Source organism: Aminobacter aminovorans (assembly GCF_900445235.1).
GTDB lineage: Bacteria > Pseudomonadota > Alphaproteobacteria > Rhizobiales > Rhizobiaceae > Aminobacter > Aminobacter aminovorans.
This window is the reverse complement of record NZ_UFSM01000001.1, coordinates 4331072-4355840: the sequence shown is the minus strand read 5'-3', so window position 1 is coordinate 4355840 and position 24769 is coordinate 4331072. Positions and strand designations below refer to the sequence as shown.

Sequence of the window (24769 nt, the reverse complement as noted above, 5' to 3'; positions counted from 1 at the left end):
ATGCTTCGGAAATGGTGGCGTAATGTGAGCTTCTCTATCTCTTGAACCAACGGATGCGACTCCACTGCATCCTGTTCAAGAGGATCAGAGACAATGAGCACCACCCCCCTTTCGCGTTCTCGCAAGCGTCTCATGGCTGCCGCTGCATCCGTCGCCCTGGCGGGCGCGATCGGCTTCGGCGCCGTCACCGGCGGAACGGCCCCCGTCTACGCCGAGGCTGTGCGCGTCGAAGCGCCCCAGGCACCCGGCTTTGCCGACGTCGTCCAGCAGGTCTCGCCGGCTGTCGTCAGCGTGCAGGTCAAGGCCCGGATCGACCCGGCTGCCGACACCGGTTCGTCGCCTTTCTCCGACCAGCAGGGTTTCGACAATCTGCCCGACAATCACCCGCTGAAGCGCTTCTTCCGCCAGTTCGGCCAGGACGGCAACGGCAACGGCAACGGCAACCAGGATCGTCCGCGCTTCAACCGTCGTGACGGCAGCCAGAAGCCGCGTCCAGTGGCGCAGGGTTCGGGCTTCTTCATCTCCGAGGACGGCTATCTCGTCACCAACAACCACGTCGTTTCGGATGGCACCGCCTATACGGTGGTCACCGATGACGGCAAGGAATACGACGCCAAGCTGATCGGCACCGATCCGCGCACCGATCTGGCCGTGCTCAAGGTCGATGCCAGCACCAAGTTCACCTATGTCGGCTTTGCCGATGACGCCAAGGTTCGCGTCGGCGACTGGGTCGTTGCCGTCGGCAATCCGTTCGGCCTCGGCGGCACTGTCACTGCCGGCATCGTCTCGGCCCGTGGCCGCGATATCGGCGCCGGTCCTTATGACGACTTCCTGCAGATCGACGCAGCGGTCAACCGCGGCAATTCGGGCGGCCCCGCCTTCAACCTGAATGGCGAAGTCGTCGGCATCAACACCGCCATCTTCTCGCCCTCGGGCGGCAATGTCGGCATCGCCTTCGCCATCCCGGCCTCGACCGCCAAGCAGGTGGTCCAGGACCTGATGAAGAGTGGCAGCGTGCAGCGTGGCTGGCTCGGCGTGGAAATTCAGCCTGTGACCGCTGATGTCGCGGAATCGCTCGGCCTGAAGACCGAGAAGGGTGCGCTCGTGGCGAGCGCCCAGGACGCCGGCCCGGCCAAGCAGGCGGGTATCGTCGCCGGCGACATCATCACCGGTGTCAATGGCCAGGACGTCGGCTCGCCGAAGGAACTGTCGCGCCTCATCGCCGGCATCACGCCAGGAAAGTCGGTCGACGTCACCGTCTGGCGCAACGGCAAGGCCGAAACCCTGAAGGTCAACCTCGGCGAGATCCCGGGCGGCGACAAGAAGGCCTCGGCCGACCAGCCGTCGTCGCCGGCCGAGCCGAGCACCTTGGCTGACCTCGGCCTGACCGTGACCCGTTCCGAGGACGGCAAGGGCCTCGTCATCACCGATGTCGACCCCTCCAGCGACGCCGCCGACCGTGGCATTCAGGCCGGCGACGTGATCACTGCGGTCAATGCCGTCGAGGTCCAGTCGGCGTCCGACGTCACCAAGGCGCTCGACCAGGCGGAGAAGGCGGGCCGCAAGGCCGTCCTGTTCCAGATCAGCCGCGAGGACTCCAACCGCTTCGTCGCCCTGCCGCTCAATCAGGGCTGACCGTTCGCTCCCGCCGGGTGGCTTCATCACCCCCAGCCGCACGGCGGGAGCTTACGGCGCCGGATAGTTTGTCAGTCTTCGATTCCGGCACCGGTGGCAGCGGGCTCCCATCGCCCGCTGCCACTACCACGTTGGGAGGAAACGACATGTCGCCTCTGACATCCCACAAAATCGCGTATAACGACGGCATGAAGATTCTTGTCATCGAAGATGACCGCGAGGCTGCCGACTACATGCAGAAGGCATTCGCGGAAGCCGGCCATACCGCCCATGTCGCCGGCGACGGCGATTCAGGTTTCGCGCTTGCCGATGCTGGCGAATACGACGTCCTCGTCGTCGATCGCATGTTGCCGCGGCGCGATGGTCTATCAGTGATTGCCGGCCTGCGCTCGCGCGGCAACACGACACCTGTGCTGATCTTGTCGGCGCTCGGCGAGGTCGACGACCGGGTGACCGGCCTGCGCGCCGGCGGCGACGACTATCTCACCAAGCCCTACGCGTTCTCGGAATTGCTGGCGCGTGTCGAAGTCCTCAACCGCCGTGCCCCGACGCGTGAATCCGAGACGCTGTACCGGGTTGGCGATCTCGAGATCGACCGGCTGTCGCATACGGTGCGTCGCGCCTCGCAGGAGATCGTGCTGCAGCCGCGCGAATACCGTCTGCTCGAATATCTGATGCGCCACGCCGGCCAGGTGGTGACGCGCACCATGCTGCTCGAAAATGTCTGGGATTACCATTTCGATCCGCAGACCAATGTCATCGATGTCCATATCTCGCGGCTGCGCGGCAAGATCGAGAAGGGCTTCGAGAAGCCTATCCTGCACACCATCCGCGGCGCCGGCTACATGCTCAAGGCGGGCTGATGGCATTCAGGCTGCCGGCCATCATGAAGACGACCGCAGCGCGCCTCTCGGCGCTCTACTTGCTGCTTTTTACGCTCTGCGCAGTACTCCTGGTCTTCTACATGACGTCGCTGTCGGCACGCATGCTGCTGGCACAGACCCAGGAAACCATCAACGAAGAGGTCCAGGGCCTTGCCCGCGGCTATCAGCGCGGCGGTATCCCGGTTCTGGTGCGCGTGGTTGAACAGCGCTCGCGCCAGCCCGGCGCCAACCTGTACCTGCTCGCCGACCCCAACGGCCAGATCCTGTCGGGCAATGTCGAGAGCATACAGCCCGGCGTGCTGCAGCGCGAAGGCTGGACGGAACTGCCGTTCTCCTACGAGCGCTATGGCGAGGCTTCCGGAAGGCGCGGTGCGCCGGCCGCCGGTGAGCAGACCGAGACGGAAGCGCGTACCGAGGTCGGGCACAACGCAATCGCGGTGGTGCTGCGCCTTCCCAACCAGATGATCCTTATGGTCGGTCGCGACCTCGGCGAGCCGGAGCGTTTCCGCAGCGTCATTCAAAGGTCGCTGATGCTGGCTCTCGCCATGATGGGCTTTGGCGGCCTGTTGATCTGGTATTTCGTCGGCCGTCGCGCCTTGAAGCACATCGACAGTGTGTCGGTGGCCAGCCGACGCATCATGGCCGGCGACCTCAGCGGTCGCCTGCCGGTGACAGGTGCAGGCGACGAATTCGACCGGCTTTCCGAAAACCTCAATACGATGCTCGCCCGCATAGCCCATCTCAACGATGGGCTGAAGCAGGTGTCCGACAACATCGCCCACGACCTCAAGACGCCGCTGACGCGCCTGCGCAACCGCGCCGAGGCGGCCTTGTCGGGCAAGAAGACCGGAGCCGACTATCGCGAGGCGCTCGAAGGCACGATCGCCGAGTCCGACCAGCTCATCCGCACCTTCAATGCGATCCTGATGATCTCGCGCCTCGAGGCCGGCTATTCCGCCGAGTCGACCGACAAGGTCGATCTCGCCGCTGTCGTTCACGACGTCGTCGAGCTTTACGAGCCGGTTGCAGAGGAACTGGGCGTTGGCTTCGAGGGATCTGTGGCCGGTCCCGTGGTCGTCAACGGCAATCGCGAACTGATTGCCCAGGCGCTGTCCAACATCATCGACAACGCTATCAAATATTCCGCCGGGTCGGTCGAAAAGCCCCATGTCGGCGTCACCTTGCAGCGCGACGGCGACGAGATCCGGCTGCAGGTATCCGACAACGGCCTGGGCATTCCAGACGAAGGCGACCGGGCGCGCGCCACCGAGCGCTTCGTCCGGCTCGAAAAGAGCCGTTCGCAGCCGGGTTCCGGCCTTGGGCTCAGCCTCGCCAAGGCGGTGATGATGTTTCACAATGGCCGGCTTGATCTTCTGCCCGGCAATCCCGGATTATCGGTCCTGATGGTTTTCCCCGGATCGAAGGACGCATAGATGAAAACTGTGGCCGCCAGGACGAATGCGACCGAGTGGCTTCTGGAGCCCACCACCAACGTCGCGCCGCTCGACCCGGAGCGCGCGCAGCGCGAGCTGGCGGAGTTTGCAGGCGTTGCCAAGGACGAAGGGCTCGATCGTCTCGCCGGCTTCCTGAAGAAGAAGGGCGTGGCCCAGTCCTTTCTTGCCGCCGTCTTCGATCTCTCCCAGTTCATGCGTGACAGTGCCCGGCGGCAGCCCGAGATTCTGGACAGGCTGTTCGACCAGACCATCGAGCAGCGGCTCGCCGACATCGGCATTGCGATTGCCGCAATCCCGTTCGAGGACGGCATCGCCGAAAGCGCCCTGATGATGCGCCTGCGCCGGCTGAAGGCCGAGGCGCATTTCCTGATCGCGCTTGCCGACCTCTCGAGCGAGGCAAATGCGGCGGATAGCGTGCAAAGGCTGAGCGATCTTGCCGACCTGTGCACAGGCGCTGCAGTCAATTTCCTGCTCAGGGATGCGCATGGACAGGGCAAGCTCAAGCTGCCCGATCCCGAAAACCCGACCGTCGGTTCAGGCTGGATATTGCTCGGCATGGGCAAGCTCGGTGCTCACGAGCTGAACTTCTCCTCCGACATCGACCTCGTGGTGTTCTTCGATCCCGAGGCACCGGCCATCGCCGACCCGTATGAAGCAACGGAGCTGTTCGCCCGGCTTACCCGGCGGCTTGTCCGGATCATGCAGGATCGGACCGAACATGGTTACGTCTTCCGCACCGACCTGCGGCTGCGCCCCGATCCAGGCTCGACGCCGCTGGCCATTCCGGTCCTTGCAGCGCTGCACTATTACGAAAGCCGTGGCCAGAACTGGGAACGCGCCGCGATGATCAAGGCGCGCCCGGTGGCGGGCGACATCGCAGCCGGCGAGGCCTTTCTCAAGGAGCTTCAGCCCTATGTCTGGCGCAAATACATGGATTATGCGGCGATCGCCGACGTCCATTCGATCAAGCGCCAGATCCACGCCCACAAGGGCCATGGCGAGGTCGCGGTCAAGGGCCACAACGTCAAGCTCGGCCGCGGCGGCATCCGCGAAATCGAGTTCTTCGTCCAGACCCAGCAGCTGATTGCCGGTGGCCGCTTCCCCGAATTGCGCGGCCGGGCAACGGTGCCGATGCTGACGCAGCTTGCCTTGCGCGGCTGGATCACGTCGGAGGCCCGCGATGCGCTCGAACGGCAATACTGGTTCCTGCGCAGCGTCGAGCACGCCATCCAGATGGTCGCGGACGAGCAGACGCACATGCTGCCGGAGGACGACGAGGGCCTCCAGCGCATCGCCCATATGCTCGGCTTTGCCGACGCGGATGCCTTCTCCAAGGCGTTCCGCGCTTCGCTGCAGGAGGTCGAGCGTCATTATGCGGCGCTGTTCGAGGCTGCGCCCGAACTGTCCTCCGGCGTCGGCAATCTGGTCTTCACCGGCGACGTCGACGACCCCGACACGCTGCACACGCTGCGCCAACTCGGTTTCCAGCGCCCCTCCGACATCTGCCGCGTCATCCGCAGCTGGCATTTCGGCCGCTACCGAGCGACCCAGTCGGCCGAGGCGCGCGAGCGGCTGACCGAGCTCACGCCGGCACTGCTCGAAGCCTTCGGCAAGACCCGCCGCGCAGACGAGGCGCTGATGCGCTTCGACGAGTTTCTCGCCGGCCTGCCGGCGGGCATCCAGCTGTTTTCGCTGCTCCAGTCCAATCCCGCACTGCTCAAGCTGCTCGCCACCATCATGGGCGCAGCACCCCGGCTGGCCGGCATCATCACGCGCCGGCCGCATGTCTTCGACGGTTTGCTCGACCCGGCATTGCTGTCCGAACTGCCGGATCGCGCCTATCTTGCGGCGCGGCTGGCGGCCTTCCTCGAAAGCACCAGGCTCTACGAAGAAGTGCTCGACCGCCTGCGCATCTTTGCCGCCGAGCAGAAATTCCTGATCGGCGTCCGCCTGCTCGCCGGTGCGATCGACGCCGCCCGTGCCGGCAAGGCTTTTTCCGATCTCGCCGACCTGACGGTCGGGGCAGCACTCGAGGCCGTCGAGGCCGAATTCGCCCGGCGCCATGGCAGGATTGCCGGCGGCCGGGTGGCGATCCTCGGCATGGGCAAGCTCGGCAGCCGCGAACTGACAGCAGGCTCCGACGTCGACCTGATCCTGCTCTACGACCACAGCGAGAATGCCGAGGAGTCCGACGGCGACAAGCCGATGGCGCCGTCGCATTATTTCTCGCGCATGACCCAGCGCCTTATCGCTGCGGTATCGGCCCCGACGGCCGAAGGCGTGCTTTATGAGCTCGACCTCAGGCTGCGCCCATCGGGTAACAAGGGGCCTGTGGCCACCCATATCGACTCGTTCCGCAAATATCAGCGCGGCGATGCCTGGACCTGGGAGCACATGGCGCTGACGCGCGCGCGGCCGATCGCCGGCGATGCCTCGCTCTGCACCGAGGTGGAAGTCGAGGTCGCCGCCATCATCGCCTTGCCGCGCGATGCCGCCAAGGTAACGACCGAGGCGCGCGAGATGCGCCAGATGATCGAGGACGAAAAGCCGCCGCACGATCTCTGGGACATCAAGCTGGTCCCCGGAGGGCTGATCGATCTGGAGTTCATCGCCCAGGTCGCGGTCCTGACCGGCCGGATCGAAGGCCACGGGCACATCACCGGAACGGCCGAGACGCTGCATCGTCTTGCGCCGGGCTTTGCCGATGCGCAGGTGCGGCAGGATCTCGTCGATGCCTACGCGCTCTATCAGGCGATCACACAAATGACGAGGCTGTGCCTCACCGGTGCGTTCGAACGGAACGATGTTCCGCCGGGATTGTCGGACCTGTTGCTTGCCGCAACCGACCTTCCCGATTTCAGCGTGCTGGAGGCGCATCTCAAGGAGACGTCGCAAAAGGTCAGGGACCACTTTGACCTTCTGCTCCGTGCGAAGCGCAAATGAGGCGATGGGACGCCGCATCAGCGCTTCGGTCAGCATCGGGGGTGTCGATGCAACAGGAGAAACCCCATGAACACGTCAACAAGGATCGCGATCGCCTTTGTCGCCCTCGCCGGTACTGCCGGAACCTCCGCCTTTGCCGCCAACGGGCAGGGGCAGCGCGGCCAGAACATGAAGCCGCAGATGCGCTTCGAACGGGCTGATGCCGACAAGAGCGGTGACGTCACCTTCGAGGAGTTCACTGCCGCTATGAACACCCGGCTGCTGGATGCCGATGAAAACACCGACGGCAAGATCACCGTTGCCGAGGTGGCGGACCAGATACAGCGCATGCGTGCCGAGCGCATGGCTGAACGCCTGATCAAGCGCTTCGACGCCAATGGCGACGGCGAGCTGACCAAGGCGGAGATCGAAACGCGGCAGAAGAAGATGTTTGCTCTGCTCGACCGCAACGACGACGGCAAGATCGTCAAGGACGAGATGCCTGCCCGCAACTGGCGCGGCGGCAACGGCAAGCGCTGACACGGACGCCCAAGCTGAGAAACCTCCCGGAGATTGCCTCTCCGGGAGGTTTTGTTTGTCCGGACACGACGTCGCGCAACCTTGCCGCAATCAAGCCGGCCTTTGCTCGCCTCCAACAAAGGAGTGCCGCCATGGGCTGGATCGCTGCCATTCTTTCGCTGTTCATTTCCACTGCCGCTATGGCCCAGGCGGCATTGCCGCCGACGCCATCGGGCAGGGTGCTTGCAGAACTGCTGGACGCCTTCAACAGCGGCGACCCTGACATGGCCGAAGCCTTCGACCGCACCTACCAGCCCAGGGATCCGCGCAGACCGGCGGCTTCGAGCTGGTCAAGGTCGAGACAAGCGATGCCACCACGCTCACGGCCTTTCTCAGGGAGAAGGACGGTGACCGCTTCGCAAGATTGCAACTGTCGCTGAGTGCCGGCGGGGAACCGAAACTGACAGGCTTTCGGCTTGAGCCGGTTGCGCCACCGCCTGGTCTGGGCCCCAAGCGCCTGCTTTTGACCGAGGCGCTCGCCGCCCTGGTCAAACGCCAGGACGAGGCGGCGGTTGCAGACAGCTTCTCCGGCGCATTGCTGGTCGCCAAGGACGGCAAGGTCGTGCTGGAGAAGGCATGGGGCCTGGCGAATCGCGAGCGCAAGCTACCAGTGACAGCCGACACCAGCTTCCGCATCGGCTCGATGAACAAGATGTTCACGGCGGTGGCAATCCTGCGACTGGTCGAGGCCGGCAAGCTTGGCCTCGACGACCCGATAGGCCAACATCTGGCCGCCTATCCCAACAAGGAAATGGCCGGGAAGGTGACCGTTCGCCAATTGCTGACCCACACCGGCGGCACCGGCGATATCTTCGGGCCCGAATTCGATCGCAACCGGCTCAAGCTCAAGACCATCGCCGACTACATCGCGCTCTATGGTGCGCGCGCCCCGCTATTTGCGCCCGGCACCACGCAGCTCTATTCGAACTACGGCTTCATCCTGCTCGGCGCCCTGGTCGAGAAGGTCGGCGGCATGAGTTATGACGACTATGTCGAGAAGAACGTTTTCGAGCCGTCCGGCATGACATCGACGGGCTCTTTACCGGAAAGCGAGACTGTCCCCGGTCTCGCGATCGGCTATCTCAATGAAGGCGGCAGGCTCGTGCCCAACACGGCCACGCTGCCCTGGCGCGGAACCTCCGCCGGTGGCGGCTACTCGACCGTCGGCGACCTCTGGCGTTTCGTTGACGCGCTACAGGCCGGCAGGCTCATCTCGAAAAAGATGCTCGATCAGGCGACCAGCACGCAGGTCCAGACGTTCGGCCTTGGCTTCGCGGTTGTCGGCGAGGGCAACTGGAAAGGCTTTGGCCATAATGGCGGTGCGCCTGGCATGAGCGGCGACCTGCATGTCTTCCCAAAGCTGGGTTATGTGCTGGTGTCGTTGTCCAACCTCGATCCGCCTGCCAGCACGCGGCCGCTGGAGTTCATCGAGGCGCGGTTGCCGGAAACGCCGTGATGCTCAGGCGGCCTTGGCCAGGCGCTCGATCTTCTTCACCGGGATGCGCACCGAGACGATGGTGCCGACGCCTTCGGTCGAGCGGATCTTCAGCGCGCCGCCATGCAGTTCGGCCAGCGAGCGCGAGATGGCGAGGCCGAGACCCGAGCCGGCATGGTTCTTGGAGAACTGGTTCTGCACCTGCTCGAACGGCCGGCCGAGCTTGCCCAGCGCATCCTTGGGGATGCCGCAGCCATTGTCCTCGATCGACAGCGTCAGCGCGCCCGAAGCATTGCGCGCCCGCACAGAAATGCGCCCGCCTTGGCCGGTAAACTTCACCGCGTTCGACAAGAGGTTGATGACGATCTGCTTGACCGCGCGCCGGTCGGCGAACAGCGTCATGGAGTCGGCGATCTGCGTTTCCACGGTGATCGATTTCTGCGCTGCCTGCAGCGACACCACCCTGACCGTCTCGCGGATCAGCGGGCAAAGGTCGATCTCCTCGCGGTCCATCGAGAACTGGCCGGCCTCGATCTTCGACATGTCCAGGATGTCGTTGATGACGCCCAGAAGGTATTTGCCGCTGGAGTTGATGTCGCGGGCATATTCTTCGTAGCGCGGCGAACCCATCGGGCCGAACAGGCGGCCTTCCATCAGCTCCGAGAAGCCGATCACCGCATTGAGCGGTGTGCGCAGCTCGTGCGACATGTTGGCGAGGAATTCAGACTTGGCCCGGTTGGCCGCCTCGGCGCGCTCGGTTTCCTTCATATATTTGCGGTTGAGCTCGACCAATTCGTGCGAGCGCTCTTCCTCGGAGCGTCGCGCCAGGCTGAGGTCGTGGATCGTCGCCATCAGCCGGCGCTCGCTCTCCATCAGCTTGTCCTGGTGCTGCTTGATCTGGGTGATGTCGGAACCGACAGACACCATGCCGCCATCGCGTGTGGTCAGCTCGTTGACCTGCAGCCAGCGGCCGTCGGCCAACTGGCGTTCGTAGGTCGCTCCGCCGCGCGGACCGTTGGCATTGGCCAGCCGCCGCTCGGAGGCGAAGGCGACCATGCGCTCTTCGATCTCCTCGCGCGCCGTGCCTGGCAGCACGTCACGGTCGGCCAGCCCATTGTCGTGCTGGTACTTCGAATTGCACATCACCAGGCGTCCATTGGCATCCCACAGCACGAAGGATTCGGTGATGTTTTCGATCGCCGCCCGGAGCCGCTGGTCGGCCGCTTCCGAGCGCAAGGCGAGGTGGCGCTGCTCGGTGATGTCGACGGCAATGCCGGTCATCTGGATTTCGGGCGCTTCCGGGTCCACCACCTGGGCGCGGGCGCGCATCCACACCCAGCGGCCGTCGGCGTGGCGCATGCGGAACACCCGGTCGATATGGTCGACCTCGCGCATGATCACCTGGTTGGCCAGGTCGAACAGGTCGCCGTCTTCAGGGTGGATGATGCGGGCGACCTCGCCAAACGACAACATCGCCTCGCACGCCTCGTAGCCGAGCAGTTCGTACATCGAGCGCGACCAGTACATCTTGCCGCGCACCATGTCCCAGTCCCACAGCCCGCACTTGCCGCGCACCAGCGCCAGGTCGATACGCTCATGCGCCTCCAGATAGATGCCGTCGGCGGCCTGGGCACGCGCTGCCTGGCTGAAATAGGCGAAGAGGATGACGATCAGCATGCCGGCGGTCATTACGAACAGCGCGACGTTGAGCGACACGGTCTTGCGCCATTCCGCGAATACCGCGTCCTGCGGCACCATGGCCGCGGCTGCGGCGCGCTTGTCGTCGGCGATGCTGATGGCCGCCAACCAGTCCTGGCCGCCGATGCGCACTTCCATCACGCCGGCGCGGTCGCCGAACATGAACAGCGGCTGCCCGCCCGAGACAAGGCCGTCGAGTGCCTGGCCCTGCCAGCCGGTGGATTGCGGGCTGACGGCGACGATGCGGAAATTCTGGTCGGTCAGTGCAACGACGTGGCTGCGGCTGAGCGTGCCTTGCTGGCTCGTGCGTTCGAGCAGGTCCTGGCTTGCCGCCGCAAGCGGCCTCTCGGTGGTGGCGCCGACCATCAGTGCGTTGACCAGTTCTCCGGCCGAGAGCGCGAGGATCGCCTTGGCATTGCGCTCGACATCGTCGCGCTGTGCCATCAAGGACAGGAAGCGGGTGCCGGCGACCACGATCAGGAAGACGACGATCAGTGTCGGGATCGAGCGGCGCAGCAGCGGCTCGGCGGCCAGCAGGCGGCGATATGCGGGTTCGGCGATGAGGCGTGCATTGCCCGACAGGCCAGCGCTGCGCGCCTGCTTGCGACGGCCAAAAGCAGTCTCATCGGGCGCGCCCCACGCGTCCGCCTTTGCCATAAATGGCTCCCCAAATCCCGTTTCCTGGTAGGTCGATCCGGCATACGCCGAACATCCGAATCGTCACTAAAGAATCAAAGCTGATTCGCCTTGTCCAGTGGTCGGCGCGAAAAAGATTAAAGTTCGACTAAAAGTCAGCCCGATCCGCTGCGGCCTATCGCGCGTCAAAGGAAGGCGGCAGCGCCTGAATCTCAGGGGCTGCCGCCTTCCGGAAGACATATCGTTGCCCGAGCGGCCCGACCTGATCAGGCCAGGGTGCGTTCGATGATGTCGCGCAGGTCGGCTGACAGGCCTTCCTTGGCCTGCATCGCAAGCAACGCATCGCGCGCCTTGGCCTGGCGCTTCGGCTCGAGCGAACGCCACGAGCGGAGTGCCGTTGCCAGGCGCGCCGCGACCTGCGGGTTGCGCTTTTCGACGGTCAGCACCGTCTCGGTGAAGAAGGTGTAGCCGGCGCCGTCGGCGCGATGGAAGCCGGTCTGGTTGGCGCTGGCAAAGCCGCCGATCAGCGAGCGCACCCGGTTGGGATTGGCGATCGAGAAGGCCGGATGTTCGGTCAGCGCCCGCACCGCCTCGACCGCGCCTGCGCCCGGCGCTGTCGCCTGGATCATGAACCACTTGTCCATCACAAGCGGATCGCCGCGATATCGCTTGTCGAATTCGGCAAGTGCTGCCTTTGTTTGCTCGCTGCCGGCATGGCGATGCGCCAGCACGGCAAGGGCCGCGGCGCGGTCGGTCATGTTGCTGGCCGAAGCGAAATGCGCTGCTGCGCGCTGCGCGCCGTCAGGCAGGATCGCGAGATAGTCGAGCAGCGTGTTGCGCAGTGCCCGCCGTCCGGCGCTCGCCGCATCCGGCGAGAACGGACCGGACATCAGCAGATCGTCGTAAAGCTGCGAAAAGACTCCTGCATTGGCCTGCGCGATGCTGCGCGCCAGCGCCTCGCGTCCGGCGAAGATGGCATCGGGGTCGATGTTCTTGCCGACCTCGCGGGCGATGTCGGCTTCGCCGGGAAGGGCGAGCGCCAAAGCGCGGAACGCATGCTCGAGCGAGCCGTCGACAGCGATGCGTCCGGCCAGTCCCGTCAGCTCGGTGGCGAACTTCGGTTGCTTGCCGCCGAGGATGTTCCTGAACGCAGCGACGATCGCGTCGGTCAGGAGCGTGTTGAACGCCTGCCAGCGCGAGAATGCGTCGCTGTCATGCGAGGCAAGGAAGATCTGGTCTTCCGGGCGCTGCTCGATGCTCAGCGTGATCGGCGCCGAGAAGCCGCGATTGAGCGACAGCACCGGCCGCTCGGTGACGCCAGAGAAGGTCACGACATGCTTGCGCTTGCGGACATGAATGACGCCGTCCTCGACGGTCGCGCCCTCGACAGCGCCGAAGGCCATGTCCTTGCCGTCGCTGCCGACCAGGCCGAAAGCAAGCGGGATGTGCATCAGCCGCTTGCGGCTTTCCGACGGCGTCGGCGGCACCGATTGCTCGACCTCGATGATGAACTCGGCGGTGGCAGGGCTGTGCTTGGTCGTCACGCTCAGATTGGGCGTGCCGGCCTGGTGGTACCAGAGCGCGAATTGCGACAGGTCGCGGCCCGACACGTCCTCGAACACCTTGACGAAATCCTCGATGGTGGCGGCATCGCCGTCATGACGCTCGAGATAGAGGTCCATGCCACGGCGGAAGGTCTCGGCGCCCAGGATGGTGCGGATCATGCGCACCACTTCCGAGCCCTTTTCGTAGACGGTCGGCGTGTAGAAGTTGTTGATCTCGCGATAGCGCCTGGGGCGGACCGGGTGGGCGAGCGGACCCTGGTCCTCGGGGAACTGGTGCGCGCGCAGCGTGCGCACTTCGGCGATGCGCTTGACCGGCCGCGAACGCTGGTCGGCGGAGAACTCGTGGTCGCGGAAAACCGTCAGGCCTTCCTTGAGGCAGAGCTGGAACCAGTCCCGGCAAGTGATTCTGTTGCCTGTCCAATTGTGGAAATATTCATGCGCGATGATCGCCTCGATATTGGCGAAATCGGTGTCCGTCGCGGTCTCCTCGTCGGCAAGCACATACTTGTCGTTGAAGATGTTGAGGCCCTTGTTTTCCATCGCGCCCATGTTGAAATCGGACACGGCGACGATGTTGAACACGTCGAGGTCGTATTCGCAGCCGAACACCTCCTCGTCCCATTTCATCGAGCGGCGCAGCGAATCCATGGCGTAGCCGGCCTGGTTCTCCTTGCCGTGCTCGACATAGATGCCGAGTTCCACTTCCTTGCCGGAACCGGTGACGAAGCGGTCCTTGATACAGCCGAGATCGCCGGCGACCAGCGCAAACAGATAGGACGGCTTGGGGAAGGGATCGTGCCACACGGCATAGTGCCAGCCGTCGGCGAGGTCGCCATGCTCGACCGGATTGCCATTGGAGAGCAGCAGCGGCGCCTCGGAACGCTGTGCCTCCATCCGCACCGTGTAGACCGAAAGGACGTCGGGTCGGTCGAGAAAATAGGTGATGCGGCGGAAGCCCTCGGCCTCGCACTGGGTGCAGTAGACATTGCTCGAGCGGTAGAGGCCCATCAGCGCCTCGTTGCGCGAGGGCGCCAGCTCGGTCTCGATCAGCAGCGTGAAGCGGCCGGATGCCGGCGGCGTGTGGATGACCAGCCGGTCGGGCGTCGCGTCGAAGTCGGCGGCGTCGACCGCCTGGCCATCGATCTCGATGCGGCGCATGGTCAGGCCGTCGCCATCGAGCTCGAGCTGCACCGGCTTGTCTATGCCGGCGCGCCGCTCGATCGTCAGCCGTGCCACCACCCTGGTGCTGTCTTCGCCGAGCCGGAAGTCGAGTTCGGTTCTCGGGATCAGGTAATCGCTGGGCCGGTAGTCTTCGAGACGAAACACCTGTCCAGTGTCAGTGCGCATGTGATGGCCTTCCTGTCGACTTCCGGATGCTGGCCGCATGCTGGCAGAATAAATATGCGGCCGCTGCTCTTTACACGAAACGCCCCCTCGGCAAAACTGTTGAGGACCGCACATTCGCTGCGCTCCCCACCAATCCTCACGAGGCAGATATGACAGTCGTCACGCCGAAATTCGGAATGGGCGCGTCCGTATTGCGTGTAGAAGACGGCGCCTTCATCACCGGCAAGGGCCGCTACACCGACGACATCGCCGCCGCTTCCCAGCTGCACGGCTATGTCTTGCGCTCGCCCGTCGCCAAGGCCAGCTTCAAGATCGGCTCACTCGACGACGCCCGCGCCGCTCCTGGCGTGCGGCTGGTTCTGTCAGGTGCCGATGTCGCCCATCTCGGCGATCTTAAGTCGACCGTCATGCAGAAGCAGCCTGACGGCACGCGCGCGCCGACGCGCGACATTCCGATCCTGTGCCGTGACCGGGTCCACTATGTCGGCGATGCGGTTGCCTTCATCGTCGCCGACAGCCGTGCCCTCGCCCAGGACGCCGCCGAACTGATCGAAGTCGACTATGACGGCGAGGACGCCGCCGCCAACACCGCGACCGCGCTTGACGACGAGGCGCCGCTGGTGTGGCCGGAACTCGGCACCAACCGCGCCTTCACCTATCATCTCGGCGACAAGGCGAAGACCGACAGCGCCTTTGCCAGGGCCGATCACGTCACCAGCGTCGAATTCATCAACAACCGCCTGATCTGCAACTACATGGAGCCGCGCTCGGCGATCGGCGAATGGCGTGACGACGAAGACCGCTTCGTGCTGACCACCGGTTCGCAAGGCGTGCATTCGATGCGCACGGTGCTGACCGGCCAGGTCTTCGGCATCAGTGCCGACAAGCTGCGCGTCGTCACCCCCGATGTCGGCGGCGGCTTCGGTACCAAGGCCTTCGTCTACCGCGAACATGCGCTGGTGCTGGAAGCGGCCAGGCGGCTTGGCCGGCCGGTCAAATGGGCGAGCGACCGAACCGAGCACTTCCTCACCGATGCGCAAGGGCGCGACAATGTCGTCAAGGCCGAGATGGCCATGGACAAGAACGGGCGTTTTCTCGGCCTGCGCGTCGAACTGCTCTCCAATCTCGGCGCCTATGTCTCGCAATATGGCCCTGTCATCGCCCATATCGGCGCCAGCATGTCGACCGGCGTCTACGACATCCAGGCGCTCGACGTGACGATCCTGGGTGTCTACACCAACACCTGTCCTGTCGATGCCTATCGTGGCGCAGGGCGCCCGGAAGCAGCGCTCTTGGTCGAGAAGCTGACTGACGCCTGCGCCCGCGATCTCGGCCTGTCGGTCGACGAGATCCGCCGCCGCAACTTCATCCGCCCCGAGCAGTTCCCGTACCGGACGCAAACCGGCCGGCTCTACGACGTCGGCGAGTTCCAGGCCCATATGGACCTGTCGATGCAGCGCGCCGGCTGGGCAAACTTCCCCGACCGCGTCGCCGAAGCTCAGTCCCGTGGAAAAATCCGCGGTATAGGCATGGCGACCTACATCGAAGCCTGCGCCTTTGCCGGCTCCGAGCCGGCGCGGGTCGAGCTGAACGCCGACGGCACCGTTTCGGTCTTCATCGGCACCCAGTCCAACGGCCAGGGCCATGCCACCGCCTATGCCCAGTTCGTCTCGGAAAAGCTCAATCTCGACGTCGCCAGCATCAGCGTTCACCAGGGCGATACCGACCAGCTTGCCAAGGGCGGCGGCACCGGCGGTTCGCGCTCGATCCCGCTCGGCGGCGTTTCTGCATCCCGCGCCGGTGCAGCCCTTGCCGAGAAGCTGAAGAGGATCGCCGCCGACGAACTCGAGGCCGCTGCCGCCGACATCGAGCTCGGCAATGGCGAGGCGCGCATCGTCGGCACCGACCGCGCCATGGCTTTCGCCGAACTGCACGCCGCGGCCAAAAACCCCGACGATCTCAAGGCGATGGGCGAATTTGTTCAGGACGAGGCGACCTATCCGAACGGCACCCACATCTGCGAAGTCGAGATTGATCCGGAAACCGGCACGACAGAGGTCATCGCCTACACCATCGTCGACGACTTCGGCGCTACGGTGAACCCGATCCTGCTTGCCGGCCAGGTCCATGGCGGCGTCGTTCAGGGCATCGGCCAGGCGTTGCAGGAAGAGGCGGTCTACGGCGAGGACGGCCAGTTGCTGACGGCCAGCTTCATGGACTACACCATGCCGCGCGCCGACAGCGTGCCGTCGTTTCATTTCGAGACGCGCAACGTGCCCTCGACCACCAATGCCATGGGCATGAAGGGCGCGGGCGAGGCGGGGACCATCGGCGCGACGCCGGCGGCACTCAACGCGGTGACCGACGCGCTCTACCGCGCCTACGGCATCACCCACATTGAAATGCCTGCGACGCCGTTGCGCATCTGGGCGGCGATAGAGGCGGCACGGCAGCAGTGAAGCAAAACGTGGTTCAGGCGGCGTCGTCGCCGCTTACAGGTATCGCGCTCAAGGTCATTTCAGTGGCGATCTTCGTCGGCATGTCGACGGCCATCAAGCTGGCCGGCCAGGTGCCTGCCGGCCAGATCGTGTTCTACCGCTCCTTCTTCGCCATCTTTCCGATCCTGGTCTTCCTCGCCTGCCGTGGCGAACTGCGCACGGCGGTCGTCACCAAGCGCCCGGTCGGCCACATCATGCGCGGGCTCGCCGGCGTCACCGCCATGGGCTTCGGCTTCTTCGCACTGACGCAGTTGCCGCTGCCCGAGGCGATCACGCTGAACTATGCCCAGCCGCTGCTCGTCGTCGTCTTCAGCGCGCTCATCCTTGGCGAAAATGTTCGCGCCTATCGCTGGACCGCGGTCGCGGTCGGTCTCGTCGGTGTGTTGATCGTGTCATGGCCCAACCTGACGCTGTTCACGTCGCCCGGCGGCGTCAGCGACAAGGCAGCGATGGGGGCGCTGGCCGCCATCATCGGCGCGGGCCTGTCGGCCATCGCCATGCTGCTGGTGCGCAACCTCGTCCACACCGAACGCACGGCAACCATCGTGCTGTGGTTTTCGCTGACAGCCAGCGTCATGGCCCTGTTCAGCATCCCGTTCGGCTGGCAGTCGCTGACCTGGCAGCAGACTGCGCTGCTGGTGACCGGTGGCTTCTGCGGCGGCATTGCCCAGCTGTTCATGACCGAGGCCTACCGCCATGCCGAGGCGTCGACCGTCGCGCCCTTTGAATACACATCCCTGCTGCTCGGCATTGCCGTCGGCTATCTCGTCTTCGGCGACCTGCCGACCATCCACACGCTTGTCGGCGGCATCATCGTCATCGCCGCCGGTATCTTCATCATCTGGCGCGAACAGCGCCTTGGCCTGGAACGCCAGGCGGTCAAGAAAGCGTCGTCGCCCCAGTAAGGGGCGATGACCATGCATCTGGAGCCTGCCCGCTCCTCGGAATGATCTGAGGCGACCGATTTCCGGTCAAAGGGCGAGCTATGGCTTTGAACGAATTTTCCGACCCCATCGACGTCGTCATGCCGTGGGTCGACGGCAGCGACCCTGCCCATCGCGACAGTCTCCTGCGCCACTGGCCGAAGCGGCCCTGGCTCAGGCCGGCCCCCTATCGCTACCGCGAGAATGGCGAGCTGCGTTATGCGCTAAGGTCGATCCATTTCCACCTGCCATGGGTCCGGACAATTCACCTCGTCACCAACGGCCAGGTACCGTCATGGCTCGACCTCGATCATCCCGGCATCAATCTGATCACGCATGGCGACTTCTTTGCCGAACCGTCCAGCCTGCCGGTGTTCAGTTCCAGTGCCATCGAGGCCAATCTCCATGGCATCGGCAGGGCAGGCGTCGCCGACCGCTTCCTGCTTTTCAACGACGACTTCTTCGTCGGCCAAAGCGTGCCGCGCGAAGAATTCATCACCCCCGATGGCAGGTCCCGGCTTCACGTCATGTCGGCGAGGCTGCCACGGTTTCGCCTGTGGGCGGACCGCTACAGGCATACGCTGGCGTTCAACAACCTGCTGCTGTGCCTGGCCTTCCGCCGCAGGCGCTGGTCCTACCCGCCGCATGTCCCGCTGCTGATGGAACGCGACAGACTGGCCTGGCTGAATGCCAAATTCGGCTTCTGGCTGCGCCGCACCGCGCGGCATCGTTTTCGCCAGCGAACGGATGGGTTGGCGCGGGTGCTCTACATCAATGCCGTTCCCGAGCGTGATCGCGGCCGACCAGATGGCGCGCTGCAGGTGAAACTCACCTGCGAGCATGTCATTGCCGTCAGGGACGACGATGCGTTCAGCCGGTCGCTGGCACAACTGCTCAGGCAGCCGCCAGCCTTCTTCTGCCTCAATGACGAGATCGACGACGATGCACGCGCTGCGGTGAGGGCTTTGGAGATGCAGGCGGCCCTGGGGGCGATCTTTCCAGAGCCGGCGCCGTTCGAAAAGGCTCGTCGCGAGATCGGGCTTGAACTTACTGAACGGTCAGGCACCTGAGCCGTGCTGCCGTCTCTTCGTCGGCCGGGAAAAACGACTCGATGGCGATTTCCGACAAGGTCACGTCGAGCGGCGTGCCGAACACGGTGATCGTGCTGATGAAGGACAGCACATCGTCACCCACGCGCAGCCGCAGCGGATGGGCGATCGCCAGCGGGTCGGCCTGCATCGGGCGCCCGGTTCGCGGCCCGTCGGGATAGGTCAGCAACTCCTGCTCCAGTGCCTTCAGCACCGGATCGCCTGCCGTGTCGTTCTGGTGTTTGAGCCGCTCGAGCAGATGCGAGCGCCATTCATGAAGGTTGACGATGCGTGGCGCCACGCCCTTGGGGTGCAGGCTGAGCCTGAGCACATTGACCGGCGGCTCGAGCAGCGCGGCATCGACGCCTGCGAGCATCGGGCCGAGCGCTGCATTGCCTTCGATCAGGTTCCAGTGCCGGTCGACTGCGATGGCGGGGTAGGGCTCATGCCCCTTCAGCACCATCCGCACCGCCTCCATGGCCGGCGCCAGCGAAGGGTGATCGAGCGGCTTTTCGCTGAAGCTCGGCGCATAACCGGCGGCGAGCAGCATCTGGTTGCGCTGGCGCAGTGGGATCTCGAGCTGTTCGGCAAGATGAAGCACCATGTCGCGCGAGGGCGCCGAGCGCCCGCTTTCCATGAAGCTCAGATGCCGCTGCGAGATTTCGGCTTCCATGGCGAGGTCAAGCTGGCTCATGCGCCGTCTGGTGCGCCATTCGCGGATGAGGTCGCCTATGGAGTTCTTTGTCGTTGTCATGCCGTCAATCTAAGCAAACGAATTCTGATTGCTATTACCTCTAGCGTAATCGCCTTGGATCGGGGGCGGTGGGATGTTCGGTTTCAGGAAGGCGGTCGCAGACAGCCTCCACAAGCTGAAACAGGAGCTTTCGCCATGTCGATCACCGTCACTCCCTTCTTTCGCAGCGTCCTCCATGCTGATGCGCTGATCAGCGGCGCGGCCGGTCTGCTCATGATGCTCGGTGCGCCTCTGCTGTCGCCGCTGCTCGAACTTCCGGCCGAACTGCTGTTCTGGGCAGGCCTTATCCTTTTGCCTTTCGTTGCCATGCTGGTGGTCATCGCCCGCCGCGCCACGGTGTCGAAGCTTGTCATGATCGACATCATCGCCATCAACGCTCTCTGGGTCGTCGGCAGCTTCGGCCTGCTGCTCAGCGGCGTGGTTGCGCCGAATGCACTCGGCATCGCCTTCGTGGTGGGCCAGGCGCTGGCGGTCGCGGTCTTCGCTGAACTGCAGTTCATCGGAATCCGCCGCGCCGCTGCGGTTGCGGCCACTGCCTGAGATCGCATCGGGGAAAGCTGCGGAGCGGCTCTCCGCGACAGAAAACTAGAGGCTGCCCAGCTCCCGCAGCTTCGCCTTGGCTTCCAGGAAATCCCGCCACGCAAGTTTCTTGTGGGCGGGATTTCTCAACAGATAGGCCGGGTGCAGCGTCGGCATGACCGGGATGACAGTGCCATCAGCCGTCACATGGCTTTTCCAGCTGCCGCGCAGCCTCAGAATTCCGTCCTGTGAACCGACCAGCAGCTTGGCCGACGGGCCGCCCAGGGTTACCAGCACCTTGGGCCTGGCAAGCGCTATCTGGCGTTCGACGAACGGCCGGCAGATTTCGGTTTCATGCGGTGTCGGCGTGCGGTTGCCGGGCGGGCGCCACGGGATCACATTGGCAATGTAGGCCGATTTCCGGTCGAGCCCGATCGCCGCAAGGATGCGGTCGAGCAACTGGCCGGACCGGCCGACAAACGGCAGGCCCTCGAGGTCCTCGTCGCGGCCGGGCGCTTCGCCCACCAGCATCAAATCGGCTTCAGGGTTGCCGTCGGCAAAGACCATGCTCTTGGCGGTGGCCTTGAGATTGCAGCCGTCGAACCCTGCCATGATCTGCTTGAGTTCATCGAGCGTTGCTGCCTTGGAGGCAAGCTCGCGTGCCGCAGCGGCCTGCACCTCGTCGGGAACAGTGGCAATCGCGGGCCGCTGTGGCGGCGGCGGTGCCGATCTGTCTGCGCCGGGGCGCGATGCGCTGCCCTCTCCAGCCTGTACCGTCTGTGCCGCCTGTCTTGCCGGGGCCGCCTGCCGCTGGGCGTTTTCCGCAAACCTGTCGATGGGGTCGTCGACAAGCGCATCGTCGACGCCCGCTGCCGCATAGAAGGCGAGCAGATCGCGCAGATCCGGAGGTTCGTTTCCCGAAATTGAGGCCATGCCGCAGTTTCGGCGTTACGCCGCCGATTTGCAAGTTCACGAGGAAGGAATGCGCGGGTCCTGCACCAGATAAAAGCGCCAGCGTGGGGTGTAGTCGGTGACCAGGAAGTTGAAACCGGAGATAGCGAGCGGGTCGACCTTGCCTTCTATGTAGCGCAGCCGGTCATAGGGCTCGAAGTCGCGGCTGTACTGGGCGAAGCTGTCGGAGGAGATGTCGACGTTATCGGTGCGGCGCTGGTCGAAGGACAGCCCGTCGCCAAACACGCTGGCCTGGCCCTGCTGTTCCTGCAGTTCGAACTCGAACTCCACCCAGGCCTGGCCGCTGTTGTTCAGCGCCTCGATGCGCATGAACATGATGCCATTGGCATAAAGGCCCGAACTGTCGAAGGGGCGGATGGGCCGGATCGTGCGGATTGTCAGCGTCACCGGCGTCGCCGATTCCAGTTCTTCCCTTATGACGAACGGATCTTCCCTGGTGCCCGTTCCAGAAACGCCGGTGATCTTGAAGCCGCCGAGCTCGTCGGAAAACGAGTAGGGGCCGGCATTCCAGACCTTTTGATCGGCCTCGGTCTCCTGCGAGCGACCTTCGCTGACAAGACATGTCGCAATAAGAAGGGCAGCCCCAGCCAGGATGTGGCGTTTGGGGTGAAGGCGCTCCAGTCCGGTCCTGCAGGGCACGTGTTGGCGCATGTAGAATCAATGGACGAAAAGGCTGTTGAACAACACCTGTTTTGTGACAGTACGGGCCATAACGCACAGCCGAAAGGTGAAATCTTTTGACCTTTACGTCAACGTAAGATATTTCATCGTCCGGAGCAGCATCAATAGACCAAACAGCCGATGTGCGGATTGGTCCGTTTGACGTTTGCCAACGATGCGCTATGCAGCGCCTAGCTAGCTACAGATTGCCCTTGGGACAGGGCCAGCCAACGCGGAGGGATTGATGAGCGATATCGAACGCGAGAGCATGGAATTCGACGTTGTGATCGTCGGCGCCGGCCCGGCAGGTCTGGCAGCGGCGATCCGGCTCAAGCAGGTCAATCCCGAACTCTCCGTCGTCGTGCTCGAAAAGGGCGGCGAAGTCGGTGCCCACATCCTTTCGGGTGCGGTCGTCGATCCGATCGGTATCGACCGCCTGCTGCCCGACTGGCGCGAGGACAGCGACCATCCGTTCAAGACGCCCGTCACCGACGACCACTTCCTCGTCCTCGGCCCAGCCGGTTCGGTCAAGCTGCCGAACATGTTCATGCCGCCGCTGATGAGCAATCACGGCAACTACATCGTCTCGCTCGGCAATGTCTGCCGCTGGCTGGCGACCAAGGCCGAGGCGCTCGGCGTCGAGATCTATCCCGGCTTCGCCGCCGCTGGCCTCCTCTACAACGACGAAGGTGCCGTCACCGGCGTCTACACCGGCGATATGGGCGTCGAGCGCGACGGCTCGCACGGCCCGTCCTTTGCGCCCGGCATGGCGCTGATGGGCAAATACGTCTTGATCGGCGAGGGCGCCCGCGGCTCGCTCGCCAAGCAGCTGATCGCCAGATACGACCTCGGCGCCGGCAAGGAGCCGCAGAAATTCGGCATCGGCCTCAAGGAACTGTGGCAGGTCGCCCCCGAGCATCACAAGCCGGGCCTCGTCCAGCATTCCTTCGGCTGGCCGCTCGACTTCAAGACCGGCGGCGGTTCGTTCCTCTATCATCTCGAAGACAACATGGTTGCGGTCGGCTTCGTCGTCCACCTCAACTACAAGAACCCGTATCTCTCGCCCTTCGACGAATTCCAGCGCTTCAAGACGCATCCGGCGATCCGCCACACCTTCGACGGCGCCAAGCGCCTGTCCTATGGCGCCCGTGCCATCACTGAGGGCGGCTACCAGTCGGTGCCGAAGCTGTCGTTCCCCGGTGGTGTTTTGATGGGCTGCTCGGCCGGCCTGGTCAACGTCCCGCGCATCAAGGGTTCGCACAACGCCGTGCTGTCGGGCATGCTCGCTGCCGAGCATGTCGCCGAGGCCATCGGCGCCGGCCGCGCCAATGACGAGCTCGCCACCTACGAAGCCGCCTGGCGTTCGACCGACATCGGCAAGGATCTGAAGAAGGTCCGCAACGTCAAGCCGCTGTGGTCGCGCTTCGGCACCATCCTCGGCGTCAGCCTCGGCGGCCTCGACATGTGGCTCAACACGCTGTTCGGCGTCTCGCCCTTCGGCACGCTGAAGCACGGCAAGACGGACGCCCAGGCGCTCGAGCCGGCCTCCAAGCACAAGAAGATCGACTACCCCAAGCCGGACGGCGTGCTGACCTTCGATCGCCTGTCGTCGGTGTTCCTGTCCAACACCAACCACGAGGAAGACCAGCCGGTCCACCTCCAGGTCAAGGACATGGAACTGCAGAAGCGCTCGGAATACGGCGTCTTCGCCGGCCCTTCGAGCCGCTACTGCCCGGCCGGCGTCTATGAGTGGGTCGACAAGGACGGCAATTCGATCGCCGGCGATCCCGGCCATGCCGACGCCAAGTTCGTCATCAACGCGCAGAACTGCGTCCACTGCAAGACCTGCGACATCAAGGACCCCAACCAGAACATCAACTGGGTGCCGCCGCAGGGCGGCGAGGGGCCGGTCTATCCCAATATGTGATCGGGGCCGCCTGGCCTCCAGCTGACAAATGAAACGGCCCGGAAGTCTCCTGACTTCCGGGCCGTTGCGTTCAGCTGTGGGGTGCCGCTGCGCTTTGGGTCGCCACCGTCTCGGTTTCGCTGTCTTCCGGATGGGTCGCCGTGTCACGGAACGAGAACTCGACAAGCAGCGGGCGATGGTCCGAGCCGGCATCCTCGCCCATCGTCACTGCGTGGACGAGCACGTCGCCCTTGGCCATGACATGGTCGATGGTCAGCCCGGCGAAGCGCATGAAGTCGGGCAGCATGAAGGTCAGCCAGGTGCGGCCGGCGGCCGGCATCAAAGTCAGCCCGCCGAGCCGGGCGACACGGGCGACCGCGGCACTCCATGGCGTGGCGTTGAAGTCGCCGCCGAGAATGGCATTCTGGCCGAGGGCGGCGAGATTGCCGCCCAATTCATCGATTTTCCTGGACTGCTCGAACGGCCACGGCCAGCCGAGATGGATGGACACGACATCGCTTGCCCGGCCGCCGAAATCGACGCTTGCAACGGCGAGCGCGCCTTCGCCGAAACATTGCGGCGCGCTGCCTTCGGCAAATGGCCGCCGCGACAGGATGGCCACGCCGAAGATGCCGTTCGGATAGGGGCACATCATCCGGTAGGGGTAGCGTGCGAACAGCGGCTTCAGCTTGCCTTCCCACATCGCCGACACTTCCTGGAAGGTGATGACGTCGGGCTGCCAGCGACCGACAAGCGACAGCACCTTCTCAGGCTCGGTGTTCTTGAAGCGCAGGTTCATCTGCAGCATCTTGTAGATTGGCCTGCCTTCGGCGCGCGGCTGAAACGCGGCATGCACCGGCCCGAGCCCAGGCAAAGGCAGCGAACTGGAGGTGGTCGAAAGGGCTGCGGCACCAAATGCCAGGGCGGCAACGCCCTGCCAGCGCAGCGAGGTCAAGAGCAGCGGCAGTGCTGCCAGCATCATCGCCACCGCCAGATGCACCCTGAAATGCGCAAACGAGTCGAGCGCCGGATGCCAGGCGCCGAAGAAGCCGGCGACCAGCGGCACCGACAAGATCATCATCGCCAGGAAGCAGGCGATCCTGCCCAATCTGTAAAACGTCGTCATCCTGATTTCATGTAGCAACAAATACGGCCCCTTGATGATCGATCACGGGATGATCGATTATGGGCCGCTTACGCTTTGCGGGAAAGCTCCCTCGGCATGGCCGTGCCGGCTGGCCAGGCCCGTCACCTCGGTTGAAATACCGGGCGACTCGTGAGACCGATGGCACCC

General features: G+C 64.4%; 17 protein-coding genes. 11 read left to right on the top strand and 6 right to left on the bottom strand.

Annotated elements, in window-relative coordinates; translation table 11 throughout:
• Positions 1 to 93: 93 nt before the first annotated feature.
• From DY201_RS21520 to DY201_RS21495, 6 genes are all read left to right on the top strand, one after another.
• Positions 94 to 1635 (top strand): Do family serine endopeptidase, encoded by a 1542-nt coding sequence (locus DY201_RS21520; protein WP_115732980.1) that lies wholly within the window; start codon positions 94 to 96, stop codon positions 1633 to 1635.
• 188 nt (positions 1636 to 1823) lie between these two features.
• On the top strand, positions 1824 to 2498 hold the full coding sequence (locus DY201_RS21515) for a response regulator transcription factor (protein WP_115732979.1): 675 nt from the start codon (positions 1824 to 1826) through the stop codon (positions 2496 to 2498).
• Positions 2498 to 3952 carry a sensor histidine kinase gene (locus DY201_RS21510; RefSeq protein WP_115732978.1) on the top strand — a complete coding sequence of 485 codons (1455 nt, stop codon included), beginning with the start codon at positions 2498 to 2500 and terminating at the stop codon, positions 3950 to 3952. The genes DY201_RS21515 and DY201_RS21510 overlap by 1 nt, the downstream gene beginning before the upstream one ends.
• Positions 3953 to 6916 carry a bifunctional [glutamine synthetase] adenylyltransferase/[glutamine synthetase]-adenylyl-L-tyrosine phosphorylase gene (locus tag DY201_RS21505; RefSeq protein ID WP_115732977.1) on the top strand — a complete coding sequence of 988 codons (2964 nt, stop codon included), beginning with the start codon at positions 3953 to 3955 and terminating at the stop codon, positions 6914 to 6916.
• A gap of 66 nt (positions 6917 to 6982) precedes the next feature.
• Positions 6983 to 7435, top strand: coding sequence for an EF-hand domain-containing protein (locus DY201_RS21500; RefSeq protein ID WP_115732976.1), 453 nt, complete (start codon positions 6983 to 6985; stop codon positions 7433 to 7435).
• A 502-nt stretch (positions 7436 to 7937) separates the two neighbouring features.
• A complete protein-coding gene (locus DY201_RS21495) occupies positions 7938 to 8930 on the top strand; it encodes a serine hydrolase domain-containing protein (protein WP_165915788.1) in 993 nt (330 codons plus the stop codon).
• Positions 8931 to 8933: 3 nt separating this feature from the next.
• On the opposite strand, the gene DY201_RS21490 is transcribed toward DY201_RS21495, so the two are convergent.
• A complete protein-coding gene (locus tag DY201_RS21490) occupies positions 8934 to 11264 on the bottom strand; it encodes a PAS domain-containing sensor histidine kinase (protein WP_115732974.1) in 2331 nt (776 codons plus the stop codon).
• Positions 11265 to 11509: 245 nt separating this feature from the next.
• Positions 11510 to 14155: an aminopeptidase N gene (gene pepN, locus DY201_RS21485; RefSeq protein ID WP_115732973.1), complete on the bottom strand. Its 2646-nt coding sequence runs from the start codon at positions 14153 to 14155 to the stop codon at positions 11510 to 11512.
• A 149-nt stretch (positions 14156 to 14304) separates the two neighbouring features.
• On the opposite strand from pepN, the gene DY201_RS21480 reads away from it, so the two are divergent.
• From DY201_RS21480 to DY201_RS21470, 3 genes are all read left to right on the top strand, one after another.
• Positions 14305 to 16614, top strand: a complete 2310-nt coding sequence (locus tag DY201_RS21480; RefSeq protein ID WP_115732972.1) for a xanthine dehydrogenase family protein molybdopterin-binding subunit — start codon at positions 14305 to 14307, stop codon at positions 16612 to 16614.
• Positions 16611 to 17558 (top strand): DMT family transporter, encoded by a 948-nt coding sequence (locus tag DY201_RS21475; RefSeq protein ID WP_115732971.1) that lies wholly within the window; start codon positions 16611 to 16613, stop codon positions 17556 to 17558. Before DY201_RS21480 ends, DY201_RS21475 begins: the two co-directional genes overlap by 4 nt.
• 80 nt (positions 17559 to 17638) lie before the next feature.
• The gene (locus DY201_RS21470; protein WP_115732970.1) at positions 17639 to 18646 is read left to right on the top strand and encodes a Stealth CR1 domain-containing protein; all 1008 of its coding nucleotides are present in this window, start codon (positions 17639 to 17641) and stop codon (positions 18644 to 18646) included.
• On the opposite strand, the gene DY201_RS21465 is transcribed toward DY201_RS21470, so the two are convergent.
• Positions 18624 to 19418, bottom strand: coding sequence for a helix-turn-helix domain-containing protein (locus tag DY201_RS21465; RefSeq protein ID WP_115732969.1), 795 nt, complete (start codon positions 19416 to 19418; stop codon positions 18624 to 18626). The genes DY201_RS21470 and DY201_RS21465 overlap by 23 nt on opposite strands.
• A gap of 135 nt (positions 19419 to 19553) precedes the next feature.
• Between DY201_RS21465 and DY201_RS21460 the strand changes: the two genes are divergently transcribed.
• The gene (locus tag DY201_RS21460; RefSeq protein WP_115732968.1) at positions 19554 to 19958 is read left to right on the top strand and encodes a hypothetical protein; all 405 of its coding nucleotides are present in this window, start codon (positions 19554 to 19556) and stop codon (positions 19956 to 19958) included.
• A gap of 45 nt (positions 19959 to 20003) precedes the next feature.
• Here DY201_RS21460 and DY201_RS21455 read toward each other — a convergent pair whose 3' ends face one another.
• Both DY201_RS21455 and DY201_RS21450 read right to left on the bottom strand, forming a co-directional pair.
• Entirely contained in the window at positions 20004 to 20870 is an 867-nt protein-coding gene (locus DY201_RS21455) for a uracil-DNA glycosylase (RefSeq protein ID WP_115732967.1), read from the bottom strand.
• A gap of 36 nt (positions 20871 to 20906) precedes the next feature.
• Positions 20907 to 21560 carry a hypothetical protein gene (locus DY201_RS21450; RefSeq protein WP_115732966.1) on the bottom strand — a complete coding sequence of 218 codons (654 nt, stop codon included), beginning with the start codon at positions 21558 to 21560 and terminating at the stop codon, positions 20907 to 20909.
• A gap of 253 nt (positions 21561 to 21813) precedes the next feature.
• Between DY201_RS21450 and DY201_RS21445 the strand changes: the two genes are divergently transcribed.
• The gene (locus tag DY201_RS21445; RefSeq protein WP_115732965.1) at positions 21814 to 23496 is read left to right on the top strand and encodes an electron transfer flavoprotein-ubiquinone oxidoreductase; all 1683 of its coding nucleotides are present in this window, start codon (positions 21814 to 21816) and stop codon (positions 23494 to 23496) included.
• 70 nt (positions 23497 to 23566) lie between these two features.
• On the opposite strand, the gene DY201_RS21440 is transcribed toward DY201_RS21445, so the two are convergent.
• Positions 23567 to 24601 carry an endonuclease/exonuclease/phosphatase family protein gene (locus DY201_RS21440; protein ID WP_245432063.1) on the bottom strand — a complete coding sequence of 345 codons (1035 nt, stop codon included), beginning with the start codon at positions 24599 to 24601 and terminating at the stop codon, positions 23567 to 23569.
• Positions 24602 to 24769 lie beyond the last annotated feature (168 nt).